General features: G+C 37.5%; 14 protein-coding genes. 11 read left to right on the forward strand and 3 right to left on the reverse strand.

Features of this window, described 5'->3' with window-relative positions; translation table 11 throughout:
• Positions 1–434 precede the first annotated feature (434 nt).
• The 11 genes from gyrB to tsaE all read left to right on the forward strand — a co-directional run bounded on the left by gyrB (position 435) and on the right by tsaE (position 18,862).
• Positions 435–2,867, forward strand: a complete 2,433-nt coding sequence (gene gyrB / locus ACFIMC_RS00900; RefSeq protein WP_375652386.1) for a DNA topoisomerase (ATP-hydrolyzing) subunit B — start codon at positions 435–437, stop codon at positions 2,865–2,867.
• A 118-nt stretch (positions 2,868–2,985) separates the two neighbouring features.
• On the forward strand, positions 2,986–3,768 hold the full coding sequence (gene ubiE / locus ACFIMC_RS00905) for a bifunctional demethylmenaquinone methyltransferase/2-methoxy-6-polyprenyl-1,4-benzoquinol methylase UbiE (protein ID WP_375612796.1): 783 nt from the start codon (positions 2,986–2,988) through the stop codon (positions 3,766–3,768).
• A 2-nt stretch (positions 3,769–3,770) separates the two neighbouring features.
• Complete coding sequence (ubiB, locus tag ACFIMC_RS00910; RefSeq protein ID WP_375680935.1) at positions 3,771–5,357, forward strand: 2-polyprenylphenol 6-hydroxylase; 1,587 nt, start codon at positions 3,771–3,773, stop codon at positions 5,355–5,357.
• A 68-nt stretch (positions 5,358–5,425) separates the two neighbouring features.
• Positions 5,426–6,847 carry a bifunctional phosphopantothenoylcysteine decarboxylase/phosphopantothenate--cysteine ligase CoaBC gene (coaBC, locus tag ACFIMC_RS00915; protein WP_375612794.1) on the forward strand — a complete coding sequence of 474 codons (1,422 nt, stop codon included), beginning with the start codon at positions 5,426–5,428 and terminating at the stop codon, positions 6,845–6,847.
• 1,888 nt (positions 6,848–8,735) lie between these two features.
• Positions 8,736–9,455, forward strand: a complete 720-nt coding sequence (locus tag ACFIMC_RS00920) for a sulfate transporter family protein (RefSeq protein ID WP_375612793.1) — start codon at positions 8,736–8,738, stop codon at positions 9,453–9,455.
• A 986-nt stretch (positions 9,456–10,441) separates the two neighbouring features.
• Entirely contained in the window at positions 10,442–11,362 is a 921-nt protein-coding gene (gene accD / locus ACFIMC_RS00925) for an acetyl-CoA carboxylase, carboxyltransferase subunit beta (RefSeq protein WP_375611366.1), read from the forward strand.
• A 4-nt stretch (positions 11,363–11,366) separates the two neighbouring features.
• Positions 11,367–12,686: a bifunctional folylpolyglutamate synthase/dihydrofolate synthase gene (locus tag ACFIMC_RS00930; RefSeq protein WP_375612791.1), complete on the forward strand. Its 1,320-nt coding sequence runs from the start codon at positions 11,367–11,369 to the stop codon at positions 12,684–12,686.
• 44 nt (positions 12,687–12,730) lie between these two features.
• Positions 12,731–13,729 carry a complex I NDUFA9 subunit family protein gene (locus ACFIMC_RS00935; RefSeq protein ID WP_375671718.1) on the forward strand — a complete coding sequence of 333 codons (999 nt, stop codon included), beginning with the start codon at positions 12,731–12,733 and terminating at the stop codon, positions 13,727–13,729.
• Between the two features lie 713 nt (positions 13,730–14,442).
• Complete coding sequence (ahcY, locus tag ACFIMC_RS00940) at positions 14,443–15,840, forward strand: adenosylhomocysteinase (RefSeq protein WP_375612789.1); 1,398 nt, start codon at positions 14,443–14,445, stop codon at positions 15,838–15,840.
• A gap of 34 nt (positions 15,841–15,874) precedes the next feature.
• Positions 15,875–18,340 carry a PAS-domain containing protein gene (locus ACFIMC_RS00945; RefSeq protein WP_375612788.1) on the forward strand — a complete coding sequence of 822 codons (2,466 nt, stop codon included), beginning with the start codon at positions 15,875–15,877 and terminating at the stop codon, positions 18,338–18,340.
• A 51-nt stretch (positions 18,341–18,391) separates the two neighbouring features.
• Positions 18,392–18,862, forward strand: a complete 471-nt coding sequence (tsaE, locus tag ACFIMC_RS00950) for a tRNA (adenosine(37)-N6)-threonylcarbamoyltransferase complex ATPase subunit type 1 TsaE (protein WP_375612787.1) — start codon at positions 18,392–18,394, stop codon at positions 18,860–18,862.
• Between the two features lie 680 nt (positions 18,863–19,542).
• On the opposite strand, the gene trxA is transcribed toward tsaE, so the two are convergent.
• The 3 genes from trxA to addB form a co-directional block, all read right to left on the reverse strand.
• Positions 19,543–19,866, reverse strand: coding sequence for a thioredoxin (gene trxA, locus ACFIMC_RS00955; protein WP_273790200.1), 324 nt, complete (start codon positions 19,864–19,866; stop codon positions 19,543–19,545).
• Between the two features lie 177 nt (positions 19,867–20,043).
• On the reverse strand, positions 20,044–23,520 hold the full coding sequence (gene addA / locus ACFIMC_RS00960; RefSeq protein ID WP_375671715.1) for a double-strand break repair helicase AddA: 3,477 nt from the start codon (positions 23,518–23,520) through the stop codon (positions 20,044–20,046).
• Positions 23,517–26,639: a double-strand break repair protein AddB gene (gene addB / locus ACFIMC_RS00965; RefSeq protein ID WP_375680936.1), complete on the reverse strand. Its 3,123-nt coding sequence runs from the start codon at positions 26,637–26,639 to the stop codon at positions 23,517–23,519. The genes addA and addB overlap by 4 nt, the downstream gene beginning before the upstream one ends.
• Positions 26,640–26,876: the final 237 nt, after the last annotated feature.

A 26,876-nucleotide genomic window follows, 5' to 3' on the forward strand; every position in this document is an offset into this window, starting at 1 on the left:
CTAACATACAAAAGTTTGAACTGCTTAGAGAGCTCGCAACCTTTGTTTTAAATATATGGTAGAATTAGGATTGAAAAATTGATTTATGGATAAAACAAGTGAGACCTTTATTAGTGTAACACAAAAATGCATAACTAATTCTGAAACATTACGCATATGCAAAAATAAACAAAGTAAATAGCATCGTTTATGAAACAGCTTTTTGTATAAGTCATAAGTGTTTATTCGCCTTATATCACCGCCCTAGTGTTTTACAGCATAGCAGTACACTATCATTTTATCATTCTCTCCATTATATATCGACAGATATTGAATCTAGATCTGATATACGGTAAATATTTAATGTGGTTATTCCATAAATAACTGATCAGAACATTGAGCTTTAAAAAAAGCGGATAAAATATTGTAAATTGAACACAGGAATGGACTAACTTATGAGTGATGAAATAACCTCACCAGCACAAAGCAATAACTATGATGCCGCTTCTATCAAAGTTCTCAAAGGTCTTGATGCTGTACGCAAACGTCCTGGTATGTATATCGGTGACACTGATGATGGATCGGGGTTACACCATATGGTCTATGAAGTTGTAGACAATGCTATCGATGAAGCTTTAGCCGGTCATGCAACTCTTGTAAACGTCACACTCCATGCTGATGGTTCTTGTTCTGTTCGTGATAATGGACGTGGAATTCCGACAGATATCCATCCAACAGAAGGTATTTCTGCCGCTGAAGTTATTATGACACAGCTTCATGCCGGTGGAAAGTTTGATCAAAACTCTTATAAAGTTTCAGGCGGATTACACGGTGTTGGCGTCTCTGTTGTGAATGCATTATCCGTTTGGCTTAAATTGCAAATCAAACGCAATGGTAAAATTCATGAAATATCATTTACCCACGGGGTAGCTGATGCTCCATTAAAAGTTGTTGGCGATTGCGATCAAGAAAGTGGAACAGAAATTAGATTTTTACCAAGCTCTGAAACCTTTACTATGGTTGAGTTTGATTTTGAAACTTTAGAGCGTCGTTTACGGGAATTAGCTTTTCTAAATTCTGGGGTTTATATTCTTCTTGTTGACGAGCGTCATGCTGATATTAAATCCGTTGAATTGCATTATGAAGGTGGATTAATAGAGTTTGTGAAATATATTGATCAATCAAAAAAAGCTCTGCTTGATACTCCTATTTATATTGCAAGTGAAAAGGATGGTATGAGCGTTGATGTTGCCCTGTGGTGGAATGATTCCTATCATGAGAAGGTCTTGTGTTTTACCAATAATATCCCTCAGCGTGACGGTGGAACGCATTTGATAGGTTTCAGAAGTGCCCTTACACGCCAAATTAATGGCTATGCTGAATCTTCAGGTATTGCTAAAAAAGAAAAAGTGAACTTAACCGGTGATGACTGCCGTGAAGGATTAACAGCTATTCTTTCTGTCAAAGTTCCTGATCCAAAATTTTCTTCACAAACAAAGGATAAGTTAGTCTCTTCTGAAGTGCGCCCTATTGTTGAAAGTTTGGTCAATGAAGGTCTTTCAATATGGCTGGAAGAACATCCTCATGAAGCAAAACTTCTCATTAGTAAAGTGGTAGAAGCTGCAACAGCACGTGAAGCAGCACGCAAAGCACGTGAACTCACAAGACGAAAAGGGGCACTTGATATCACTTCTCTACCAGGAAAGCTTGCCGATTGCCAAGAACGAGATCCCGCAAAATCAGAAATCTTTATTGTCGAGGGGGATTCGGCTGGCGGTTCAGCAAAAAGTGGGCGCTCACGTCAAAATCAAGCAATTTTACCCCTTCGTGGTAAAATCCTCAATGTTGAACGAGCACGTTTCGACCGCATGCTCTCATCTGATATGATTGGAACACTTATTACAGCTCTTGGAACGTCTATCGGTAAGGATGAATTTTCACCAGATAAATTACGTTATCATAAGATTATTATCATGACGGATGCGGACGTTGATGGAGCCCATATTCGTACTCTGCTGCTCACTTTCTTTTTTAGACAAATGCCCGAGTTAATTGAACGTGGACATCTTTATATTGCTCAGCCTCCTCTTTATAAAGTATCGCGTGGAAAATCTTCCCAATATATTAAAAATGAAGCAGCGTTTGAAGAATTCTTGATCGATACTGGATTAGAAGAAACAACGCTTGAGCTTTCAACGGGAGAAGTTCGTGCAGGGGCTGATTTGTATCAACTCGCTAAAGATGCTCGTATATTACGTCAACTTTTAAATGGTCTTCATACCCGTTATGACCGTAATATTGTTGAACAAGCAGCAATTGCTGGCGCTTTTAATCTTGAAGTCTTTGCAACACAAGAAAAAGCGCAAAAAATAGCAGATACTACAGCACACCGCCTTAATCTGATTGCTGATGATATGGAACAAGGTTGGAGTGGACGATATACAGAAGATGGAAGTTTATGTTTTGAGCGTATTTTGCGTGGTGTTAAAGATGTTGTTACGCTTGATGTGGGACTTATAAATTCAACTGACGCACGCCAAATTGATCGCATTTCTCAAAATTTTATCGACATATATCATCCTCCTGTTCTTTTACGTCGCAAAGATAAAACAGAGCGTATTTTTGGTCCTATGAGCCTTTTAGAGAGCATTTTTACAAACGGTAAAAAAGGTGTTACTCTTCAACGTTATAAAGGTCTTGGGGAAATGAATGCTGAACAACTTTGGGAAACAACGCTTGATCCCAATGCACGTTCTCTTTTACAAGTAAAAATTAATGATGCAACCGATGCAGATTCACTCTTTTCTCGTCTCATGGGTGATGAAGTTGAACCTAGACGTATTTTTATTCAAGACAATGCCTTAAGCGTTGCCAATCTTGATATCTAAAGGTACTCTTCTGTTTTTGGCTGTGTAAACGTCGTAGTTTTATACGTTGTTTTTTCGTAGTTGAACATTCCCTCTCTATTTCATTTACGATAAAAGAAAAATAAGGAAGATCATATACATGGCAATTGAAACAGAACGTGTAGGAACCAAGGGTGGCATGGAGCACTCTTTTGGTTTTACAATAGTAGATGAAACACAAAAACAATCCATGGTGGATGGTGTGTTTCATTCTGTTGCTGAAAATTATGACAAGATGAATGATATCTTATCCTTAGGGCTACACCGTGTGTGGAAAAATTCCATGATTGCTTGGCTTTCCCCACCAGCACTTTCTCATTGGAAAGTTCTTGATGTCGCTGGCGGTACAGGTGATATTGCTTTTCGTATTCTTAATGCTTCACGCCAAAAAGCCCATGCTACAGTGCTTGATATTAATGGCTCAATGCTCAGCGTTGGCAAAAAACGCGCACAAAAAAATGGTCTTGCCCCTCTGATTGATTTTGTTGAAGCCAATGCAGAAAATCTACCTTTTGAAGATCAAAGCTTTGACGCTTACACGATTGCTTTTGGAATTCGCAATGTTCCTCATATTGATCAAGCTCTTAGAGAAGCTTTTCGTGTTTTAAAGCTCGGTGGACGTTTCTTATGTTTAGAATTTTCAAATGTCGAGATGCCTTGGCTCGATAAAATTTATGATCTTTGGTCTTTCCATGCTATCCCTAAGCTGGGTCAATTTATCGCAAATGATGGCGATGCTTATCGTTATTTGGTTGAATCTATCCGCAAATTTCCTAAGCAAGATGATTTTTCCCATATGATCAAGCATGCGGGGTTTTCGCGGGTATCGTACCGCAATCTCACCGGTGCGATTGCAGCGCTGCATTCAGGTTGGAAAATTTAAAAATGGTGCAAATTTCCCCTTACTTTCAATTGATGCGTGCAGGATGGGTTTTAACACGTGAAGGTGTTTTAAGTGCTCTTCCTCATGATGATCTTCAAGGATTTCCAGCGCTATGTCATCGTATAGCGAGTGCATTAGCACGACGCAAAACAAAAAAGAAACAGCGATCTGAAAATATTTCATATGCCATTAATAAGCTTGGACCCTCTTACATAAAACTTGGTCAATTTCTTGCCACAAGACCTGATATTGTTGGGCGTGATATTGCGGAAGATTTGTCACAGCTACAAGATCGTGTCCAAACATTTTCTTGCACTGCCGCTATTGCTCAAATTGAAAGTTCTCTTGGTCGCTCTATTGATGATTTATTCGTAAATTTTTATCCCCCCATTGCCGCCGCTTCTATTGCTCAAGTTCATCCAGCTGAATACAGTGATGAAACTGGCCATACGACAAAATGTGCTGTAAAAGTTATTCGTCCCAATATCAGAGCACGTTTTTCTAAAGATCTTAGAGGATTCTATCTCATTGCTCATTTACAAGAGCGCTATATCCCTGCCTCTCGAAGGCTTCGTCCTGTTTGTGTGGTGGATACTTTAGCACAAACAACACGGCTTGAAATGGATTTACGCCTAGAAGCAGCAGCTATATCTGAAATGGCTGAAAATATTCAACATGATACAGGCTTTCGGGTTCCACGTATTGACTGGGAACGGACAGGACGTAATGTCCTTACAATGGAATGGATTGATGGTATAAGAATATCCGAAACTTCCAAACTCAAAGAAGCAGGATTTGATTTGAAGGCGCTTGCTATTACGCTTATTCAATCTTTTCTTCGTCATACACTGCGTGATGGTTTTTTTCACGCCGATATGCATCCTGGTAATTTATTTGTAGATGAAAAAGGATGTATTGTTGCTGTTGATCTAGGCATTACAGGAAGGCTTGGCAAAAAAGAAAAGCATTTCCTTGCTGAAATTCTTTACGGCTTTATTACCCGCGATTACCATCGAGTTGCACGTGCCCATTTTGAGGCAGGCTATGTTCCTTCACACCATAATATCGAAAGCTTTGCGCAAGCCAACCGCGCTATTGGCGAACCAATTCACGGACAATCAGCACAAAGCATTTCCATGGCTAAATTGCTCACTTTATTGTTTGAAGTCACTGAATTATTTGACATGCAAACGCGACCTGAACTTTTATTGCTGCAAAAAACGATGGTTGTCGTGGAAGGTGTTGCCCGCACATTAGACCCCACTTTTAATATGTGGAAAGCTTCTGAACCCATTGTCAAAGAATGGATTAGTAAAAATTTAGGACCCGTAGGCGTTGTAAAAGACTTTAGTGAAGGAGCACAAGCTCTCCTTTCGCTGGCACGCAAAACACCACAATTGGTTCAAAATTTCCAACGGATAGAAGAAGATTTCAATCAAATGAGAAAAACAGGTTTTAATCTTTCTCCTGCTACCCTCAAACAACTTGCTGTGGAACAAAGTCATAGAAACCGTTATGGTCGTTATAGTCTTTTTATCATTGCACTTTGTTGCGCTTGTCTTACTTTTTACTTTTTTCATCTTTTCTAATCTCCTTAATATGCTAAAAATATCAACAATGAAATCATTGCAATCATTTTATTTCTTGGAGGTATTTTATGGCCAGTATTACCATTCGTAACCTGTCTCCTGAAACCAAAGAAGCTTTACGCATACGCGCCGCGCAAAATGGTATTTCTATGGAAGAAGAAGTCCGACGCCTTTTAAGCAATCCCACTCCTCTCACCACACAACCCCTTCATACTAGCGCTGTTGAAATGCAATCATTGAAATCAAAATCTCTCCTTCTTATTATTGGTGGAAGTATTGCATCCTATAAAGCACTTGATTTGATTCGCCGTTTACAAGAACGTGGAGCACATTTAAAAGTTGTAATGACAAAAGCAGCGCAAAAGTTTATTACGCCTTTAGCCGCTGAAGCTTTAAGCGGTGGTACTGTATATACTGATTTATTTTCACGCGAAGAAGAACACGATATCGGACATATCCGTTTAGCACGTAATGCTGACCTTATTATTTTAGCCCCTGCTACAGCCAATCGCATTGCAAAAATAGCCAATGGCATAGGAGATGATCTGACTGATTGCATTCTTTTAGCGGCACGCTGTCCACTCTTAATTGCACCCGCCATGAATCCGTCCATGTGGGCGCATCCTGCCACTATTCGCAATGTTGCACAACTGCGCGCAGATGGCGTTCATATCATCGGACCAGAAATCGGAAATATGGCTGAACGTGACGAGATAGGATATGGACGCATGAGCGAACCTTTAACTATTGTCGCTACCATAGAGACTATTTTGAATGTGCATGAAAAACCTCTCTCTGACCGCCATTTCATCGTTACCTCTGGCCCTACCCATGAACCAATTGATCCAGTGCGTTATATTGCTAATCGGTCTTCAGGTAAACAAGGCCATGCCATCGCAACCGCTCTTGCGCATTTGGGTGCAAAAGTAACACTTATTTGTGGACCTGTTAATCTTGCAGACCCACAAGAAGTAAAAACCATTCATGTTGAAACAGCACAACAGATGTTACAAGCCGTTCAAACCGCATTGCCTGCTGATGGTGCTATCTTTGTTGCCGCTGTTTGTGACTGGCGCAGTCAAACGCAGTCTTTACACAAAATTAAAAAGAATGCTCATAAAATACCACCATCCCTTCATATGGTTGAAAATCCTGACATTTTAGCAACGATTGGACACGCTCCAAACCGCCCCTCATTGGTCATTGGTTTTGCTGCTGAAACATGTGATATCATTGCCAATGCGCAAAAAAAATGTGTTGAAAAAGGAGCTGATTTCATTCTTGCTAATGATATTTCTCTTCAACTAGATGGTACAAGTGTCATGGGTGCTGATACAAATCAAGTTTATCTCGTAAGTAGAAAAAAAGTTGAACAATGGCCCCATATGAGTAAACAACACGTAGCGCAAAAATTAGCAAACGTGATTGTATCATTTCTTGCCCCCAAAACACCTACTCCTCATGAGGAAAATATACCCCTTTGCAAATAAGAACTCTTCAAACGCGTTGATATTAAAACACCTTATAAAATAGAACTGACAATATGTGTCTATCCATCTCAATTAGTATATAATATTTCTGGTTTATAATGATAATATCGCATTGTTCATATTAAATTAGAATCCCAGATATCATAAGATTCTCTCATTCCTAATCTCTCTCATGTTGAATCAATAAAAATCATTTTCTTGCACGTTGTAAACAAGGATAACTGTATGAATACAAAACGTTTCAGAAAGAACTAAAAGCGCTTATAATGGACCGTCTCAAGAACCAAGGGCTTGTCTCGGACAACACTGAGGATGATGGTGCCAGCGTACTCTTTTTATTAAGCGTAAAGTTAGTGATGCCCTATAAGTTTTATATTATTCACGAGAGCTTTACCCATAGACCATTCACAAACGCTGTTGCGAAGTGGGTATGATGAGCGTTGGGGAATGTTTTTTAAAAAAATCCTATCTCACCCTAGTCTTCATAAAAGTAGGATCTATTGCACCACTGTCTCCCCAGCTTATAAAAAAACAAGCTATCATTCACTTTGCCTAACATTAATTTTGAGAAAGCTCTTGCACTGGATAAAATTTATAAAAAGCATTTTCTCTCTTCAATGTTTTTATCCCCATATTGGTCCTATTTATGATATACGAATAAATGATTTTGATTGTTTCATGATGAGAGCAGCTAATGAGAAAATATGACAACTTTATTTTGAGCTCTTATTCGCTATGAAAAATAATGTATAAATCAATGATATTATAACATCTCAATGCAATTTGAAGCATATCTCACACTGACGCTTATAAGGAGTGTAGACAAAGTTCACTGCACCACTGTCTATAAGTTTATGAAACTGAAGCCTTTATTATTTTCCTCAGTGATCGGTCTTTAAGATTAAATGTGTGTGTCCTCTCTTCAGAATACCAAGACCACAAAAACTAGAATTTTATCCATGATATCCTCACATTGTGATGTTTCATGAGAAGCATTTTTATTCCTTTATCGAAAGCTTTGTATCCATACATTGGTCTCGCCTATAATGTGTACGTAAATAATTTTTTGATGTTGAATAGAGTCTTTGAAATTAAAGAATATTTCTATATTTGGGATTCTTATTCAAGTTGAAAATGATCAATTCTCTTCGATAAATTAGTGGTTTTATTATCTAAAAATTATTTGATACAGTGCACCACTTGTATGAAAAGTGCTTCAATGAATGCTTACTTCATTGCACTTATAGCTTTTAAAATTCAAAATCTCATCATTTTTAAGCATCCGTGGTTTCTCCCTTTCTTTGCTTCTTCTCAAAAAACTGCTCTTCTATGGGATCTGACAGTCAATCGCCTAAGCTTATTTTTTCCACTTCTATCATATTAATCATTCTGTTGCCCAAAATTAGAATATCTACGGAGCTACTACGTTACCCCTATTCCATTGAACTCAATATTTTTTTGAAAGCGAGAGGCAAAAGCATGCCGCCAAATAGTAGAAAAGTACAGAATTTTAGGAATTGTGCAAAACAATTAAACATTTAGATAAACGAAGTTAGATAACTCTACTGAATAAATAGAAATAAACAACTTTTCTCCCAAATAGTTCTTATTCCTTAATTTTTTACATATATCATATAAACGCAATAATCTACACTATGTACAAAAATACTAAAAATTTCTTCTACAACAGCTACTTTTTAAATTCTTCTTTGTTTTTAAAAATCAAAATTTCTATTTATTCAAACTTTATTTTTAACAAAGAAACCTTAACCGTTTTTTATAATGTTCTTGAAAAAAATCTTGTAATTCAAAGAAAGAAAAAATTACACTGTACATACTTTAAATATATTTCTTGTTTTTTTTGCTTCTTTCCTTAGTTTATTAATCTATGATTTTTACTGCTGCTTATCGTGCTTTACAACGTCTTCTGACCTCGCAATATCGTATTATGATACTGAAAGCATTGGGGGTTACTTTTTTCATTCTCACCATTTTATGGTTATGTGTGCACCAACTTTTTGTGTCTTACTTTTGGCCCTGGATTGCTCAATTTCTTCCTGGACTCCCTAGTTGGGCGGGATGGATTGGTTTTAGCATGCTTATCATCTTTAATCTTGGGTTGGCTCTTTTGTTGGCTTTTTTGATTGCACCCATCACAGCTATGATTGGTGGTTTTTTCATTGACTCTGCTGCTGAAATCATTGAAAAGGAGGATTACCCAAACGAGCCTATTGGACAAGCCTTGCCGTTTCAGCGTTCTCTTATCATTTCCTTTAAATTTGTTATTTTAAGCCTTCTTGGTAATGGAATTGCTTTTATTTTATTCTTCATACCAGGTATTAATTTAATTGCTTTTTATCTTATTAATGGTTATTTGCTCGGTCATGAATATTTCTTGTTTGCGGCTTACCGTTTTCGAACAGAGCAAAATGCGCGTGCTTTTTTACATACTCATTACACAACAGTTTTTGGCGCAGGATTATTGATAGCGATTTTTGTTTCGATTCCTATTATTAATCTAGCAACACCGCTTTTTGCCGCCGCCTTTATGACACATTTACACAAAATGCTTTCCCAAAAGACCATAGCACGCATTACACAAAAATAGTGTTCCTTGACTTTAAGGTTAATAAAACTTGCCAGCCAAAGAAAGCATAATATAAAATTTTATGCTTTATCTTTTATTAAAGCAATATATTGATTTATAATGATAACTTATCGTTTCACAACATGAGTGAAAAACCTAAATATTATGAGGATTTCTCATTTTAATCCTATTCATATTGGATCAATTGAAATCGTTTGTTAATATATCATAAACGGAGGTGGTGTGCGGATAAAAGTACTTTCAAAAAGGCGTGAAATATCTTTATATGAATCCTCTTAATGCAAACATTATCGTCGCATTGAAAACTGAAAAAGAGTATGATGGTGCCGCTTTGTACCTTCTATTTCAGTAAAAACGGATAGCATAATGTCTTTTATACCATTCATGGAGAGTGTATATTCTTCATAAGAGAGTTTTGGAAATTATTGAAAGATATCTGTGTAAAACAAGCACGTAAATGAGTAATATAATGGTATTTTGAGCGTATTCTATTTTAATTGTAAAAAGCGTGCGCTTTAAAGAAACCTTTTGAAAAAAATCTTGCTCTGATGTTAGCGTTTCGCTAATATAGCGTTATTGTATTCATTATCTTTAATGGATTATTTTAGCCTTGTTAGCGCCTTATACTATAAGGTTTCTTTTCTTCAAAACTGTTGATACGAATGATTAATTGGATATTCATTTTTATTAAAAAATAAGGCGTTTGTTAACCATCGCAAGGAGTAAATTTTAACACCAAAGTAAAAAATACAAACATGTAAGTTCTTAAAACTTATGAGAAATTTATTATAGGGAATACTCTTCATGATGCATATGATTGTTATAATATGGGAAAAATTAAAAATTAAAAAACAAGCTATACGTACACTGATAAAAGTATTAAATAGACTCCTTTGTTCAACCGGTAAAGCAAATGTGACTGCTTAAGTTCTATATTCTTTCAAATCATGCAAAAGATGCACAATATTTAAAGGAAGGTTATAAAGATGAACTGGATTACAAATTATGTTCGTCCTAAAATTAACTCTATATTGGGGCGCCGTGAAATTCCAGAAAATCTATGGATTAAAGATCCTACCAGTGGTGAAATGGTCTTCCATAAAGATCTGGAAGCTAATCAATTTGTAGCTCCCAATTCTGGTCATCATATGCGTATCAGTGCTAAAAATCGTCTCATGCATTTTTTTGATGATGGTGTTTATACAGCTCTTGAAAATCCAAAAGTTGTAACAGATCCTTTAAAATTTCGTGACGAAAAACGCTATATTGACCGGTTAAAAGATTATCGTTCTAAACTTGGGGTTGATGACAATATTTTAAGTGCACGTGGTACGATTGAGGGTTTGCCAATTATTGCAACTGTTCAAGATTTCGCCTTTATGGGTGGATCACTTGGTATGGCTTCAGGAGAAGCTATTATCAAAGCTTTTGATACTGCCATTGCTGAAAGGCGTCCGCTGGTTCTTTTTGCTGCTTCTGGTGGTGCACGCATGCAAGAAGGAACACTCTCGTTGATGCAAATGCCCCGTACAACAGTAGCGATTGAAATGTTGAAAGAAGCAAAGCTTCCCTATATTGTTGTGCTGACTAATCCAACCACCGGTGGTGTTACTGCTTCTTACGCCATGCTTGGTGATATTCACATTGCCGAGCCTGGCGCTATGATTGGTTTTGCTGGTCCACGTGTGATTCAACAAACTATACGCGAAACCCTACCAGAAGGTTTTCAAAGTAGTGAATATCTGCTTGAACATGGTATGATTGATATGGTTGTATCGCGTTTAGAAATGAAAACAACAATTGCGCGTATTTTACGCTTGATGATGAAACGCCCTGCTGTTTTTAACCCTTCCGATCCATCCCCAACAGACTCTCAAACATCGCTTTCTAGGACAAAAGCAGCTTAAGTTTATGCAACAAAGTCAAATACAAAGGGTGGTGGATGATTTACTAAAAAATTATCCGAAAAAATTTGATCTTTCTTTAGAGCGTATTGTTCACCTTTTAGAGCGTCTTGGTAACCCACATTTAAAACTTGCCCCTGTTATTCATATCGCTGGAACAAATGGCAAAGGATCTGCTTCAGCAATTTGCCGTGCTCTTTTGGAAAGTACAGGATACCGCGTTCATGTTTATAGCTCACCTCATCTCGTCAACTGGAATGAACGCTGCCGATTAGGTCAAAAAGGAGGTGGTCAACTTGTTACAGAAAACCAATTGGCTGAGACAATCCGTGAAATTATAAAAGTAAATCGTCAAGAGCCGATTACTATTTTTGAAATTTTTACAGCCGCTGCCTTTATGTTGTTTAGTATACATCCAGCTGATGTTGTCATTTTAGAAGTTGGATTGGGAGGACGTTTTGATGCTACCAATGTCGTTAACAAACCAGCTGTATCGCTTATTATGCCCATTGATTATGATCATGAGAGCTTTCTTGGAAATACAATTGCTCAAATCGCTTTTCAAAAAGGAGGGATTATCAAACCAAACGTTCCTGTAGTCATTGGGAAGCAAAATTATGAAGAAACTCTTGCTACTTTAATACCCCTTGCTAATAAAAATAAAGCATTTTATGCTCTCTTTGATCAAGATTATCAAAGTTATAAAGAACATGGACGTATGGTTTTTCAAAACAATCAAGGTCTCATGGATCTTCCCCTTCCTAACCTTATTGGAGACCACCAAGTTGCCAATGCTGGTGCATCTCTTGAAGCAGTTTATCAAGCGGGTTTTCAACTTTCAGAACAAACCATAAATGACGCTTTGAAAAATATTTATTGGCCCGCACGAATGCAGCATCTTACCCAAGGACTTTTGGTTGATCAACTATCTCCTGATATTGATTTATGGTTAGATGGTGGTCACAATCCTGCTGCAGGAAAAGTTATTGCGGCAGAACTTACACAATGGAGAAAAAAAACAGATCGCCCCATTATTATGATTGCTGGCATGCTTAATACCAAAGATGCTGTCGGTTATTTTCGTCCTTTAGCTAACCTTGTCGATAAAGTATATACGATACCGCTGCTTGACAATAATGCCAGTATCTCTCCAACAGACTTAGCTAAATCAGCCCAAAAAGTAGGAATCCCTGCTGCCCCAAAAGCGCACCTACAAGATGCTTTGCATAAAATTAAAATGGAATATAAAGAGGCTATTGTTCTTATTAGTGGTTCTCTTTATCTTGCGGGTGATATTTTGCGTGACAATAAAACACCACCGTGCTAGATAATTAGCTATTTTTAAAGCTTTGAAAGATAGACTTTTTAATCATGCAACTTGATTGTGCACTTTATCAACATCCTAAACTCATTACTGTTTTTGGCGGATCCGGTTTTGTAGGACGACATGTCGTTGAAACTTTGACTAAGCGGGGATATCGCGTTCGCATCGCTGTTCGTTGTCCACAAAAAGCTTATTATATGCTCCAAATAGGAGAAGTAGGACAAACCCAAATGCTTAAAACAGATATCAAGCATCGTGCCTCTGTTGCACGCGCATTGCTTGGAGCTGATGCGGCAGTGTTTTTACCCGGTAGCTTAAAACAAGCAAATCAATCGAATTTTAAAAACACACAAATTGATGGTGTTTACAATGTTGCTGAATTAACAGCAGAAACTGGTATTCCGCTCATCTATATGTCAACACTTGTGGCTAACGAGAATGCTTCATGTCTTTATGCACGTGTTAAGTTTATGGGTGAACAAATCATTCATAACAAGCATCTTCAAGCAATTATTATCCGTCCATCCGTTATCTTTGGACCAGAGGATTGTTTCTTTAACACCTTAGCAGATTTGTCACGTTTTTTACCAATTATGCCTCTTTTTGGAGGTGGACAAAGCAAATTGCAACCCGTGTATGTTGGTGACGTTGCTGAGTTTATCGTGCGCGCTTTAGATGGACAGGTTGCTTGGGGAAAAAATTATGATCTTGGTGGTCCCCAGATTATCACCCTCCAAAATGCTCTTGAAAATATACTTAAAATCATTCGTCGTAAAAAAACAATCCTATCTATGCCTCTTTCTGTCGGTCTATTGATTGGAGGAATTTTGGGAACAATCGGTAAATTGCCTTTTGTACCAACACTCGTAACAGCCAATCAGATACGTTTTTTGCAAATGGATAACATTGTCTCTAAAGAAGCTATAGAGAATGGATATACGCTAGAAGGAGTAGGAGTTACTCCTAGAGCAATGGCAGCATTCTTGCCAAGTTATCTCTGGCGATTTCGTCCACATGGTCAATTTTCCCAAAACCTACTCGTCTAGAATAAATTCTTCCAAAACTGAGTTAATTATTTGATTTATAATTCATAGCGCGTTGTTAGCGGTTTTAGAATCAGAGTGTTCAATAGAGTGATGTTTTTGCATTTTTAATGCTCCATTTAGTATCACAAAAAATGTTTAATCGTATATCTATAGTCTTTTGATAAAAATCGTTGAAAACAGGAGAAAAGCACTTCTTATAAACTGTCTTTATCAAAGAGCAGGTTCAACATTGGAATCCTAAAGAACCGATTCTGAACTGCCTATCCATAAACATGATAATCTATGGCTTTGCATTTATATTATTTTGCTAAAAAGCTTAATAATGAGATTAAAGTAATTCTTCCTTTTTCAACAACCGCATAAGTGAGTAGAATACGAGTATACTACTTTCGATATTATCCCATAAAAATCAATATAAAAACTGTAAAGCAATGCACCATTTTTATTATTTAAAAGGTATTCCCTCTGGAGACTTTTAAAAGCTTTAAAGTTACGTGAAAAGGATAGAATTTTGTTTATATAATAAGACTTATCATGAAGATCTCTTATTCTGTCAGTAATATCACTATTCAGATCCATAAATGCATATTTTTTGCACAAATTTATGGAGATTTTAAAAGAGCTTTTTCACATAAAGAAGTCCTCTTCTTGTCTTGCATTTTTTTTTAATTTCTCCTACCGTCTTGGAAAAACTTATTTTAAAGGAATGAAGAATGGCAGCTCAAGATTTTGTTGTCAAAGATATTGCACTTGCCGCTTATGGTCGTAAAGAACTTGATATTGCTGAAACTGAAATGCCTGGTTTGATGGCTTGTCGTAAGGAGTTTTCTTCCAGCCAACCTTTGCGCGGAGCGCGTATTTCTGGCTCATTGCACATGACAATTCAGACAGCTGTTTTAATTGAAACATTAAAAGCGATTGGCGCCGATATACGATGGAGCTCTAGCAATATTTTTTCTACGCAAGACCATGCAGCAGCAGCTATCGCCGCAACAGGCATTCCTGTATTTGCCATTAAAGGTGAAACATTGGAAGAATATTGGACTTATATAGATGCAATCTTCCAATGGCCAGATGGTAATCCTTCCAATCTTATTTTAGATGATGGAGCTGACGCCACAAACTATATTTTAATGGGAAGTCGTGCAGAACAAAATAAAGATATTTTATCGCATCCCAAAACAGAAGAAGAAGAAATTTTTTTCAAACAAATACAAAAGCGTATGGATGCAACGCCAGTTTTTTTTACACGACAGCGCGCGGCAATTAAAGGTGTAAGCGAAGAAACCACAACAGGTGTAAACCGTCTTTATCAGTTACAAAAAGAAGGACTTCTACCTTTTCCTGCTATTAATGTTAATGATAGCGTCACTAAATCAAAGTTTGATAATAAATATGGATGTAAAGAATCATTGGTCGATGGTATTCGACGTGGAACAGATGTGATGATCGCTGGTAAAACTGCCATTGTCTGTGGTTATGGTGATGTAGGAAAAGGTTCAGCAGCATCTCTTTCTGGTGCTGGGGCTCGTGTTAAAATAACAGAAATTGATCCTATTTGCGCTCTTCAAGCCGCTATGGATGGCTATGAAGTTGTTAATTTGGATGATGCTGCTTCCAGTGCTGATATTATCATCACGACAACAGGCAATAAAGATGTTGTTCGTTTAGATCATATGCGACAAGTAAAGGATATGTGTATTCTTGGAAATATTGGTCATTTTGATAACGAAATCCAAGTCGCTGCCCTTAGAAATTTGCCATGGACAAATATTAAACCACAAGTTGATATGATCACCTTTCCCGATGGAAAACGCATCATTTTGCTCTCTGAAGGGCGTTTGTTAAACCTCGGGAATGCGACTGGGCATCCTTCTTTTGTCATGTCAGCCTCGTTTACTAATCAAGTTTTAGCGCAAATTGAACTTTTTACCCGTTCAGAACACTATACAAATGAAGTCACTGTTTTGCCTAAACATCTTGATGAAAAGGTTGCACGTCTACATCTGGATCGGTTAGGAATAAAATTAAGTGTTTTATCAGAAGAACAAGCCGCTTATATTGGAGTCTCACCACAAGGACCTTATAAACCAAACCATTATCGTTACTAATACGTTTCCTTGGGTTAAAAAAGGGAAAGATGCCGTGCTCAGCTTTGGTGACTATAACCCCAAAGAAAAAGCTCAAAAAGAGATCCGAATCTATACGTATATATTTTGCCTTTTTTTCTTTTTTTCTCCAACATGCGCTTTTGCTCAGTCATTGGAAGGTTATTTACCATTTTTCTTCACTTTGCCGAATGGTCCATGGCTGCTTTTAGCGCTGTGTGGAGGAATTTCTTGTGCTTCACTTCTCACGTGCCTAGCTGTTATTATGCGTGCAAAAAAAACTGCACAGAAGCCTTTGAAGATAATTCAGGCAAATTTTTCTGAAAAACTTAAATATTATGAATGGCTTCTGGAAGAAACCGAGCAATTCCTTCTTATTTGGGAAAATCCAACAACCTTACCCCGTGTCGTTGGTGCCCTTTCTGCATTGCAAAAAATAGGAATCGACCAGAAAGATTTTCAGCGTTTTGAGCTCTGGGTTGAAGAAAATTCTCTGCGAGAACTTGATTATGCATTGACTCAACTACGTTGTAAATGTCACCCTTTTGATCTTTCTATCACCACCACAAACAATGTATTGCTGCAAGTTACAGGAGTCATCGCAGGAACAGTCGCTATTGCTCGTTTTCAAGATATCTCAAAACAACAGAGTGAAAATGCTCGTTTACAGAAAGATATCGCCCGCCTTCTTACTGAACTGAGAATGCAGCGTAATCTTCTTGATCTTATTCAAGAGCCCGTATGGATAAAAGATTGTGAAGGAAAAGTTTGTTTTATCAATCGCGCCTTTAGAGAAATGACAGATTTTCGTGAAGGCAGTGATGAAGTGGGGGATCTTTTCAATGAAAATACACAACGCAAAACAGATGAAATAGAAACAATTTTTCAAGAACATGTTCACACAGTTATTGATGGAGAACGACATCGTTTTCATCTCACACGTATTACAACAGCCGAAGGGATGGCAGCTTTTGCGCGTGATGACAGCGCATATGAAAATCTTGCTCATGAATTAAGTTATGTTCTTCAAAGCCATTGTGAAACACTTGACCAAATTTCAACAGCTGTAGCTATTTTTGATACAAACCAAAAATTAAAATTCTGTAATCATGCTTTTAAAATTTTATGGCCGTTGGAGACTTCCTTTTTAGAAAGTGAACCAAGCCATACATTATTTCTTGAACGTCTACGTGAAAAAGGGCTCATTGCTGAACACCCCGATTGGCGCGCATGGAAAGAAGAACTTTTTAAAGCCTATCGACAAACAGAATCGAACCAACAAATTTGGAATCTTCCAGATGGGCGTACGGTGCGTGTTATCTCGAACCCTCATCCACAAGGAGGTGTCACTTGGCTTTACGAAAACCTTACAGAAAAAATTGATCTTGAACGCCGTTATAATACACTTATTAAAATACAAGGTGAAACACTTGATAAACTTTCCGAAGGCGTGGTTGTTTTTGGTACTGATGGACGCCTTCGTTTATCGAATCCTGCCTTGTCGAAATTGTGGTCTCTTCCTTATAATTTACTGGTAGAAGGGACCCATATTACACAGTTACAAAGCCATTGTTCAGCCTTAACCTTAGGACAAGAATGGGATCAATTTACCAAATTCATTACCGGTTTTGCTGAAAAACGTGAAACATATTCAGGTCGTATAGATCTTAAAAATGATATGATTATTGACTATACTCTGGTTCCTCTTCCCGATGGACAAACAATGCTTACTTTTGTGAATGTTACAGATACTGTCCATGTTGCACGTGCTCTTCAAGAAAGAAATGAAGCATTAGAAAGTGCTGATCGTTTGCGTAATGAATTTGTCCAACATGTTTCCTATGAATTGCGTACACCTCTCACCAATATTATTGGATTTTCGGATATTTTACGTGATCAAATTTTCGGCTCTATCAATAAACGTCAACAAGAATATCTTGGGCATATTCATTCAGAATCAGGAACTCTTTTAAATATTGTTAACGATATTCTTGATCTTGCTACCCTTGATGCAGGCATTATGGAGTTGGACATAAAATCGGTTAATATTGCAGATGCTATGATACAAGCAGTAGCACGTGTAGAAGATCGCCTTAATGGACGGCATATTACGCTTTTACAACAAATTTCTCCTTCCTTAAATTCTATTTCTGCTGATGAAAAGCGCTTGCATCAAATTTTTGTGAATGTACTGAGTAATGCTATTAATTTTGCAACGGAGGCGAGTACTATTGAATTTTGCGTCGATGAACAAGATGATAACATTGTCTTTAGCGTTCACAATCAGGGCTCTGACATCCCAGAAGACGTTCTTGATCGTATTTTTAAACGTTTTTCTTCCCATTCACACCATGGTGGGCGTGCGGGAGCGGGTCTTGGCCTTTCCCTTGTAAAAAGTTTCGTTGAACTACACGGTGGACATGTTGAAATTCTTACCGGTTCTGGAAAAGGAACAACAGTTAAATGTTTTTTCCCACTCTCCAAAGGAGATACGATTTTTTAATTTTAACCTTTATGATAACAAAAATTTTTCATCCATTTCATGGAACTTTTAATGAATTTTAGTTTTTTTCTTGAAAATGAAGAGGCAACAAAGCTTTTTGCACAAAATTTAGCTCTTTCTTTAAAGCCAGGAGATCTTGTAACGCTGCAAGGAGATCTTGGAACTGGAAAATCAACCATTGCACGTACAATCATTCAAACACTTGCGAACGATAACACTATGGATGTTCCAAGCCCTACTTTTACTCTTGTGCAAAGCTATCAACTTCCAAAGTTTGAAATTATTCATGCTGATCTTTATCGCCTTTCTATGGCAGAAGAAATTGATGAATTAGGGCTTCATGAAGCTCGTGAGAAAAATATTTTACTTGTTGAATGGCCAGAAAGAAATACAGCTCTTTTAGAACTCGCCACTTTTGCACTCACCTTACACTATAAAGAACATGGGCGTCATGTAACAGTTAGATCAGCGCAACATTCCATTGAATGTTTGCAACAGTCTTTTACAATTCGTACATTTTAAAAAAACATGAACATCATCATTTTTTAATTTGATAATATCTCAGTACTACCTATGAAATCTGAGATGATAGACAACATAAAGAAGGCTTCATGGAGGCACCAACCATGGAAGATGAAACGAAATGCTGACTCTTTTATATAACAATGACATAAATTGCAAAGGACAGCCGTTAATTTATAGAAATTCATCAATTTATTTTAGAGAATCTGATACCTACAATTTTGATTTTAGAGAATAGTATAAGAGAATTTTAAATTGAAGTGATAACCCTTTAGAAGAGCATTATATAACCTGTAGTGAATTGCTTGTTTCTTTCTGCCTAAAAATTGTGAGCTTCAGAAAAGTAATTTGCAAAGTTTTTGCTTAAAATCTCCCTTTATGTGTTGAAAACACTATCTATCTCAATAGTCTTATCTAAGAAGAAATACCTTTAATGAAATTATCATTCACCCAATATTTTTAACGCGCCTATAAGGAAAGAATTGCATATATTCTTCATACAAAGCAATTTTTTATAAAAAATGGCCAATTGAATCATGCATAAAAGCACGAATTCTTAAATTCATTTAAAATTTTGATTTTTATTGTCTTTTCATTATAACATAATGCAAAAAAGAATATTTTAAAAAAGTCAAAAGGAGAGACAAAATTTCTCTCCTTTATAGTAATTATACGTGGAATTAACTAAGCCCATCTTTTATCCATTCAGAAAGACGTCCTTTAGAGGTAGCGCCAACCATATTCGATGAAATATTTCCATTTTTAAACATTAATAATGTAGGGATAGAACGTACTCCGTATTGGGTAGCCAGTTCCGGATTTTCATCAATATTTACCTTAGCAATTTTAACTTGATTTTGCATTTCTATTGAAATTTCATCCAACATTGGAGCAATCACTTTGCAAGGGCCACACCATTCTGCCCAAAAATCAACCACAACAGGGGTGGAAGAGGTTAGAACTTCACTTTCGAAATTGTCCTTATCAACTTTTATACACGTCATTGATTTATCCTTTATATTCACCTTTTATAGATTGGTATAATAACAATTCATATCAAGTTATTGCAAAGATAAATTATTAAAGGACTTTTTTATACCAGGGATTGTGCGTTGTGTTTGTTTGAGCGATTTTATGAAAGTAAATAAAGTGTAAAAATGCTTTGCAGGGAAAAGACTAACTTATAAGGCAACTTCACTAAGAAATGCCTCAAGTTTTTCTGGAGGAAGTTTAAAAATTTTGGCTTCTTTACTGTAGATAAGCAGAGCCTGTATATCTTTATCGGGATGAATAGCTTGCAATAATTTTCGATAAAGAGCCATTTGCAACCAATGATGGGAAGCAATAGCAGCTTCATTTTCTGGCGGGGTTCCTGTTTTAAAATCTGCAAAGATAACGCTGTTTTGCGTGATGTAGAGACGGTCAATTTGACCAGAGATTGCTTGTTCTTTTCCACGAATTTTCACAATACCCATTAAGGAGACCTCAGCACGTGAATGCTCAGAGAAAAGGGGTTTGAGATAAACATGATCTAATATTTTCCAAATATGGCAAAGAGCATCTTCTCTTTGGCTCTCATGCCAATGAGAGGCTTTGATATTGAGATAGTTTCGAGCATAATCTCGACGTTTTTGTGGGGGACAATCGGGCAAATACTGTAACAATCGGTGAACGAGATTACCATATTCAATGGAAAAAGCTCTGTTTGTGTTCATGGCTCCTAAAACAGGTGAAGTGGTAAACTGTTTTGGATTTGAGAATAGCTCTGTATCAGCTTCAATGGAAAGGCTCGCCACTGACGGTTTTAACGGTTTTGGGAGCACCGGTTCTGCTGGGACTTTATGGGAGAAAAAGTCTGGTAGAGGTGGAAGTGTTTGGCACTCAACGGAAGAAATTTTTTGGTTTATAGAAGTAGAAGAAGGCGGTGTAATGCAATAACGCCAAGCTGCAATATCTTCCGCAGGACCTTTTATAGCTACCGCATGCGGTTCGAGAGCTCTCTTTACCAGTTGTAACCATGTATGAGATGGCGTTTTCTGATTTGTATACCCGCAAACAAACAAGCGATCTTCAGCGCGTGTCATTCCTACATAAAGAAGGCGCCTATACTCCTCTTCAGCACGCTCTTTTAAATATGAAATTGCTTGTTTAGAGAGTTTTGTATCAAACTTTTCATTGGGATGCCAAATAAAGGCTTGTTTTCCGTTCCATTGTGCATTGTTTAAAGGAACTTTAAGCAAGTGAGGCGCATGCTGGGGATGCCAAATCGCACTACCGAGATCAACTAAAAATACAACAGCAGCCTCCAGTCCTTTTGCGGCGTGAACAGTCATGATGCGAATTTCTTCATGATTTTGGTCAAACTCACGTTTAATTTCTGGTTCACTGACACTTAATGTTTCCAAAAAAGCTTGTAATCCTGGTAACCCCGTTTTTTGAATCGCGAGTGTGTAGTCCATAAAAGCATCAAGCACATCATTGGCTTCCGAGCCTAAGCGCGCTAAAATTTTTTGTCGTCCCTTATCATCATTTAAGATATGACTATAGAATTCGAAGACTGGTATTTTATCCACTAAAGTACGATATTGACTCAAGCTTTCAAAAGTATCTTTAAAAGGAATATGCGACGATGCCTGTTCACAAAGGCTTTTCCAAAGGGAGCCTGTACGGTGAGCGGCAAGTTGATAAAGTTCCTCTTCGCTAAGCGCAAAGAGTGGACTTTTTAAAACACAAGCAAGAGACAAATCGTCTTGTGGTTGCAAAACAAAACGTCCGAGTGCCATTAAATCACGCACACTCATATGTTTTATAAGCTGTAAACGGTCTGCACCAGCGACGGGTATATTGCGTTGTTTAAGGGCACGAGAAAGCGCTAGGGCAAATTGATCACGCTTACGAACCAAAACCATAATATCACTAGCACGCAATAACCGCCCTTTTGCTGGAAGCATTTCTCCTTTGTGTAACCAGCCTGCAATCGTTTCAGCAACTTTTTCTGCCAAACGTACTGCTGGTATATCTAAATGATCAACAGTTACATGCCAATCATCAGGAAATTCGTCTTTTTCTTTAGAAATGGCATCCCATAAAATAACTTCACCTGGACTGTGAGTACGGATAGCTTCGTGTATGGTTTTTGTATTTTCTGCTGAAAGCCCTTTATAATTCTCTGGTGTTTCAAAGACAAGATCCACACTTTTAAGAACATCGGCTGTGGAGCGAAAAGAGTAATTCAATTGTATTTTTTCAAATTTCTGCTTTGCTTGTTGTGCTTTTTTTTGAATAATTTTGCCATTTGCAGCAAAATTTTCTGGTGCAGCGCCCTGAAAGGAATAAATAGACTGTTTTTCATCTCCAACAGCGAAAAGAGTACGTATATTGTCACGTTGACTATGACCTGTAAAAAATTCTTGCGCTAAAAGTTGAATAATTTTCCATTGATCAGGGTTCGTATCTTGTGCTTCATCAAGCAAAATATGATCAAGACCCTTATCAAGTTTATAGTGCACCCATTGGCTTGCACCTTTGCGCTGTAACAAATGGAGTGTGCGCTCAATGAGATCATCAAAGTTTAAAAAACCATTGGCTTTTTTTAAATTTGCATAAATTTTGAGATAAAGGGCACAAAGCTGAAAAGCAGCCATATTGAGGGTGGCAACTTTTGCACAGTGATATTTTTCTAAAAGAACAGAAAGCTTGCTTTGTTTATCTTTAATCAATTGTTGAATAAAAGGCCAAATTTCATCTGATTTTTTAGACGATATAAGTGCAAAATTACGAGGTTTACCTTCTGTTGTAAAATAAATATTTGAAACAATATCAATGATAGTTTCTTCATCACAAGCGGTTTCTAATTGGGGAAGTTTTTCAATGATACTCTTAGTGTTTTTATTCCCATGGGTTTCACAATGGTTAAGAGCATAAAGAGGAAGACGAGCAGTCTGTTGAATTTTTTCTAGTAATTGCTGATTTGTATCATCAGGTGCTAAATTAAACAGCGCCCGCAATTTCTCTTCTCCATTTTCAGACAGAAGAGAAGACAAAAAATCAGACAGTTTATGTTGCTTTTCAGCTGCTTCATACAGCAATTGGTTAAAAGTATGTTCACTGATAACCTTAAGCAGCTGTTTTAGAGCGGGTTGTATATCATGATGCTTTAAAAGTTGGCAGCGGGCTTCTTGTAGTAATTTCTTGCGGTTGATATCATCTATGAGTTCAAAATGTCCAGCAATATTGGCTTCTAGCATAAATTGATGCAAGAGAGATTCGCAAAATGCGTGAATAGTCTGTATTTTCAAACCACCAGGTGTTTCTAAAGCACGAGCAAAGAGTTGGCGCGCATAGGTTATTTTTGTTGCACTGATAGGTTTGTTTTCAAACTTCGATAAGATTTCTTTAAGCTGTGCATCATCGAGTTCATTCCAGCTGGAGAGTGTGCGAAAAATCCGCGATTGCATAACAGCGGCGGCGGCTCTCGTGTAAGTAAGGCATAAAATACGTGCTGGAGAAGTACCGTTTAAAAGCAAACGAATAACGCGTTCGGTTAGAACATGGGTTTTTCCAGATCCTGCATTTGCAGAAACCCATACATGTGTTTTTGGATGTGTTGCTGTTGCTTGTGCATCAAGGGCTGCTTCAGGAATAGAAAAAAGAGTCATGATTGATCTCCTTTATGAAATCCATTTGACCATTCCCATAAGCGTGCCAGATGATCATAGTCACTTTCATATTGTTTTAACATAGGGACTGCGTGTGAAAGATAGCCTTGTTGTGGATTTTGATAATACTCCATTAACGCGATAAGATGTTCCCACGCCCTTTCACCAAGATTAATAACATTTTGGTGATCTTTTTCCGCTTTTTCTGAAAGAATTAATTGAGGAGTAATCTTACCTTTTCCATTAAGAGGAATATAAAATAGTTTTGAGGGGGACAGATTTTGAAAATCTGTAAAAGCTCCTCTCATTAATAGAGCGGTTTCCAATGCTAATTGTGGAAATAATAATTCGCGAACCTGTTTTGATGAAGGGGGTGTACTCGTTTTAAAATCAAGTATTTCAACCGTTTTGTTTGGCAATATATCAATACGATCAGCACGTCCTGAAAGAGTTACACCTGTTGTACCTATGGGTATTTTTTGCGATTCCACTTCCGAATGTCGTATTCGGGGTTCTAGACTTTGTTCCCATTGCAAAATAAAGGGAGCAAGATTTTCAAATGTATTCCACCAGATTGTTTCAACATCAGCAGGCAAATTAAACTTATCAAATTCTTTACGTCCAATAGCGAGCAACACATCTAATGCATTTGCAGCATTTAGATTTTTTATTTGTGTGCAAAAATCTGCAAGAATAGCGTGATAAAGTGTTCCGCGTTCAGAAGCACCAGGGTCATGAATAAGGGCTTTAAGTGGTTTGAGCCTTAAGATTTTTTTAGCATAAATGGCATAAGGGTCATGGCGTAACGTTGTTATTTCGGTGATGGAAAAATGACGTGGACGCACTGCAATGGGTGGCACAGGGCAAGGGCGTGTTGCACAAGCAGACATGTCCGTATTGTCAAGCATCTTTGCCCAATGGCGTATCTTTTCACCTCGTGCACGGATTTGTTTCCAAACTTGTTGTCCTACGACAGTTTCTAAGCGTTGTAGCCAGCGTGAAGGGAGAGAAGGAACATGATCAACTCGTAGTGCTCGGCTCATCACCACTTTATCCATTCCCATCGCCCATTGAAAATCATGCGCGGAAAGACCAATACGCTGTTCTGGTGGTTCCAGAGTTAACATCATTTTCATCGGTCGCGATAAAAAAGCATCATTTCGGGTTGATATCGGCCATGATCCTTCATTAAGACCACCAATGACCACTGTATCAACCGTTTGCAAACGCGATTCCAAAGTACCCCAGATGAATAAACGTGGATGTCCTCCAGGCGAAGGTGCGACGGAACGGGTTGCTATTATGGCAGAAAACATAGCGGGCCATTCACAAAGATGAAATGTTAATCCCGATTGATCACTGACCAATTCACGCAAAAAATTTGATAAGGCTTGTCCTGCTTCATGTTGATAAAGATGTGCAAGAGAATTATCCTCATTGCGACCAAAATTTTCAAAAACCTCAACAGTTGCTATTGCAGCCTCATTGATGGTGCATTCTTTCTCTTGTTTCATAAGAGACGTTAAAGGCTCAACAGCTTTTTTTAAAAGATGACAAAAGAGACGTGCTTCTTCACATTTCTGCTGATCAAGGGTGTTATTTTCAGAACTATTATGAAAAGATGTTTCAATCCATTTTTCAAGAAATTGATCACATTCGCAAAGATTAATACGCCCTGTATTCCCTCGAAGAACAAAAAGTTCAAAATTTTCTGCCATTTCCCGTAAACGATGACGATTTTGTTGGAGTGTTGTAAGGGGATGTTTAAGAAGAGAAAGAAAAGCAATGGGATCATCAGGTTGCAATACATTTTCTAAGATAAGTCGTAAGAGAGTTACAGGCAATGTTTGTGCAAGTGGTATTCCGCCTGAATCATTTGCTTCAATTCCAAATCGCTGTAATTCCACAGCAACACGGCGTGCTAAATTACGGTCATTTGTAATAAGGGCTGCAGTTTTTTGAGGTTCTTCAATAGCTTTGCGTAAGGTAACAGCTATAGCGAGAGCTTCTTCACGTTCATTTATAGCTTCAATAAATGACCAATCTGCACAAAGATTTTCATAATCATCACGGACAATTTGTATCCATTTATCTGTTGTAGAAGCAGGTCGGAGTGCTTCTGATAAAAGAGCCATTCGTTTTTTCTTTGTTATACTTTGTTGGCCAATTTCGCAAACATGATGACGTTGACACTCCATGAGAGTTAGAAGTTTTTTTAAATGATATTGAGGATGGCTAAAAACATTTTCTGCAGGATCAAAAAAATCACAAGCTGTTTTTTCTTTATTGCTTGTGCTTAGTGCATTCCATTGTTCTTCATCCATATGAAGATCAAGGCCAGGAAGAACAACAGCCCCTTTGGGCAGAGAAGCTATAACCTTTAAAAGATGAGAAACTGCGGGCATAGAACCTGACACACCAGCAGCAATGATAGGTTTATCAGGCTGCGTGCATCGCAAAGTCTCTGCATGCATTGTGAGTGCTTGATTACGCCATTCCGCGGGATTGCTTCGTTGCCTTTCGGTCAAGATTTGTGGCCAATTTTGCGTAACAATAGTCAGAAAGTCGAGCGTTATTTGCCACCATTCAGCGACCATATCAGGTGCAATATCTTTAAGTTTCGACCAATCTGCTCCTTCTGTTTCAATTTCGTCCATCAAATGCGCTAAATCCTGAGCAAGCCAAATTGCATCAGCACTATGAGCCGGAATAAGTACATCTTCTGTACCAAACATGGCACGCAGATGCGCAGGTAAATTTTCACGCCATGGGCGAATAAGGCGCGCTAAAAGCAGTAAGCGTTCACTTTTTCCAATGGGTGGATTCAGAGTGCTGGTATGATTTTCAACAAAAAGGAAACTGTCTTCATCGACATCTCCTAGAGCACGAATGGTTGGTAAGAAAGTTGATTGTGTATCGCTTCTTTCAACAAAGGCTAAACGTAAAGCGCGAGCAGCACGACGTGTCGGAACATAAATAAGGCTATCGGCAAGGGCAGTTTGAATGTCTCCATTGGGAGCGAAATTATCAATAAGGGTACCGGAGAGCAGTGCCTCAACAAAGTGAGGCAAAAAAGCCATTCCAGAAGATATAGAAAAGACACGTGGTTTATAAGTCATATGATCTCATATTGGGAATAACAAATTTCATCTTATTGATTATTTGCTTTATTTTGACTGTATACAATTTTCATACAAGAAAAAACTGAAAAGCTCTATTTATACAGGAGATTTTTAGCTGACATTCAAAATACTGAAATATATGACCTTGTCTTAAGCTATTGTGAAAAAATATATCAAAATTTTAAAAGACGTTACAATTACAAATATATTATAACTTATTGAATATTATAAAAT

Source organism: Bartonella sp. AP21QHHD, from assembly GCF_042196205.1.
GTDB lineage: Bacteria > Pseudomonadota > Alphaproteobacteria > Rhizobiales > Rhizobiaceae > Bartonella.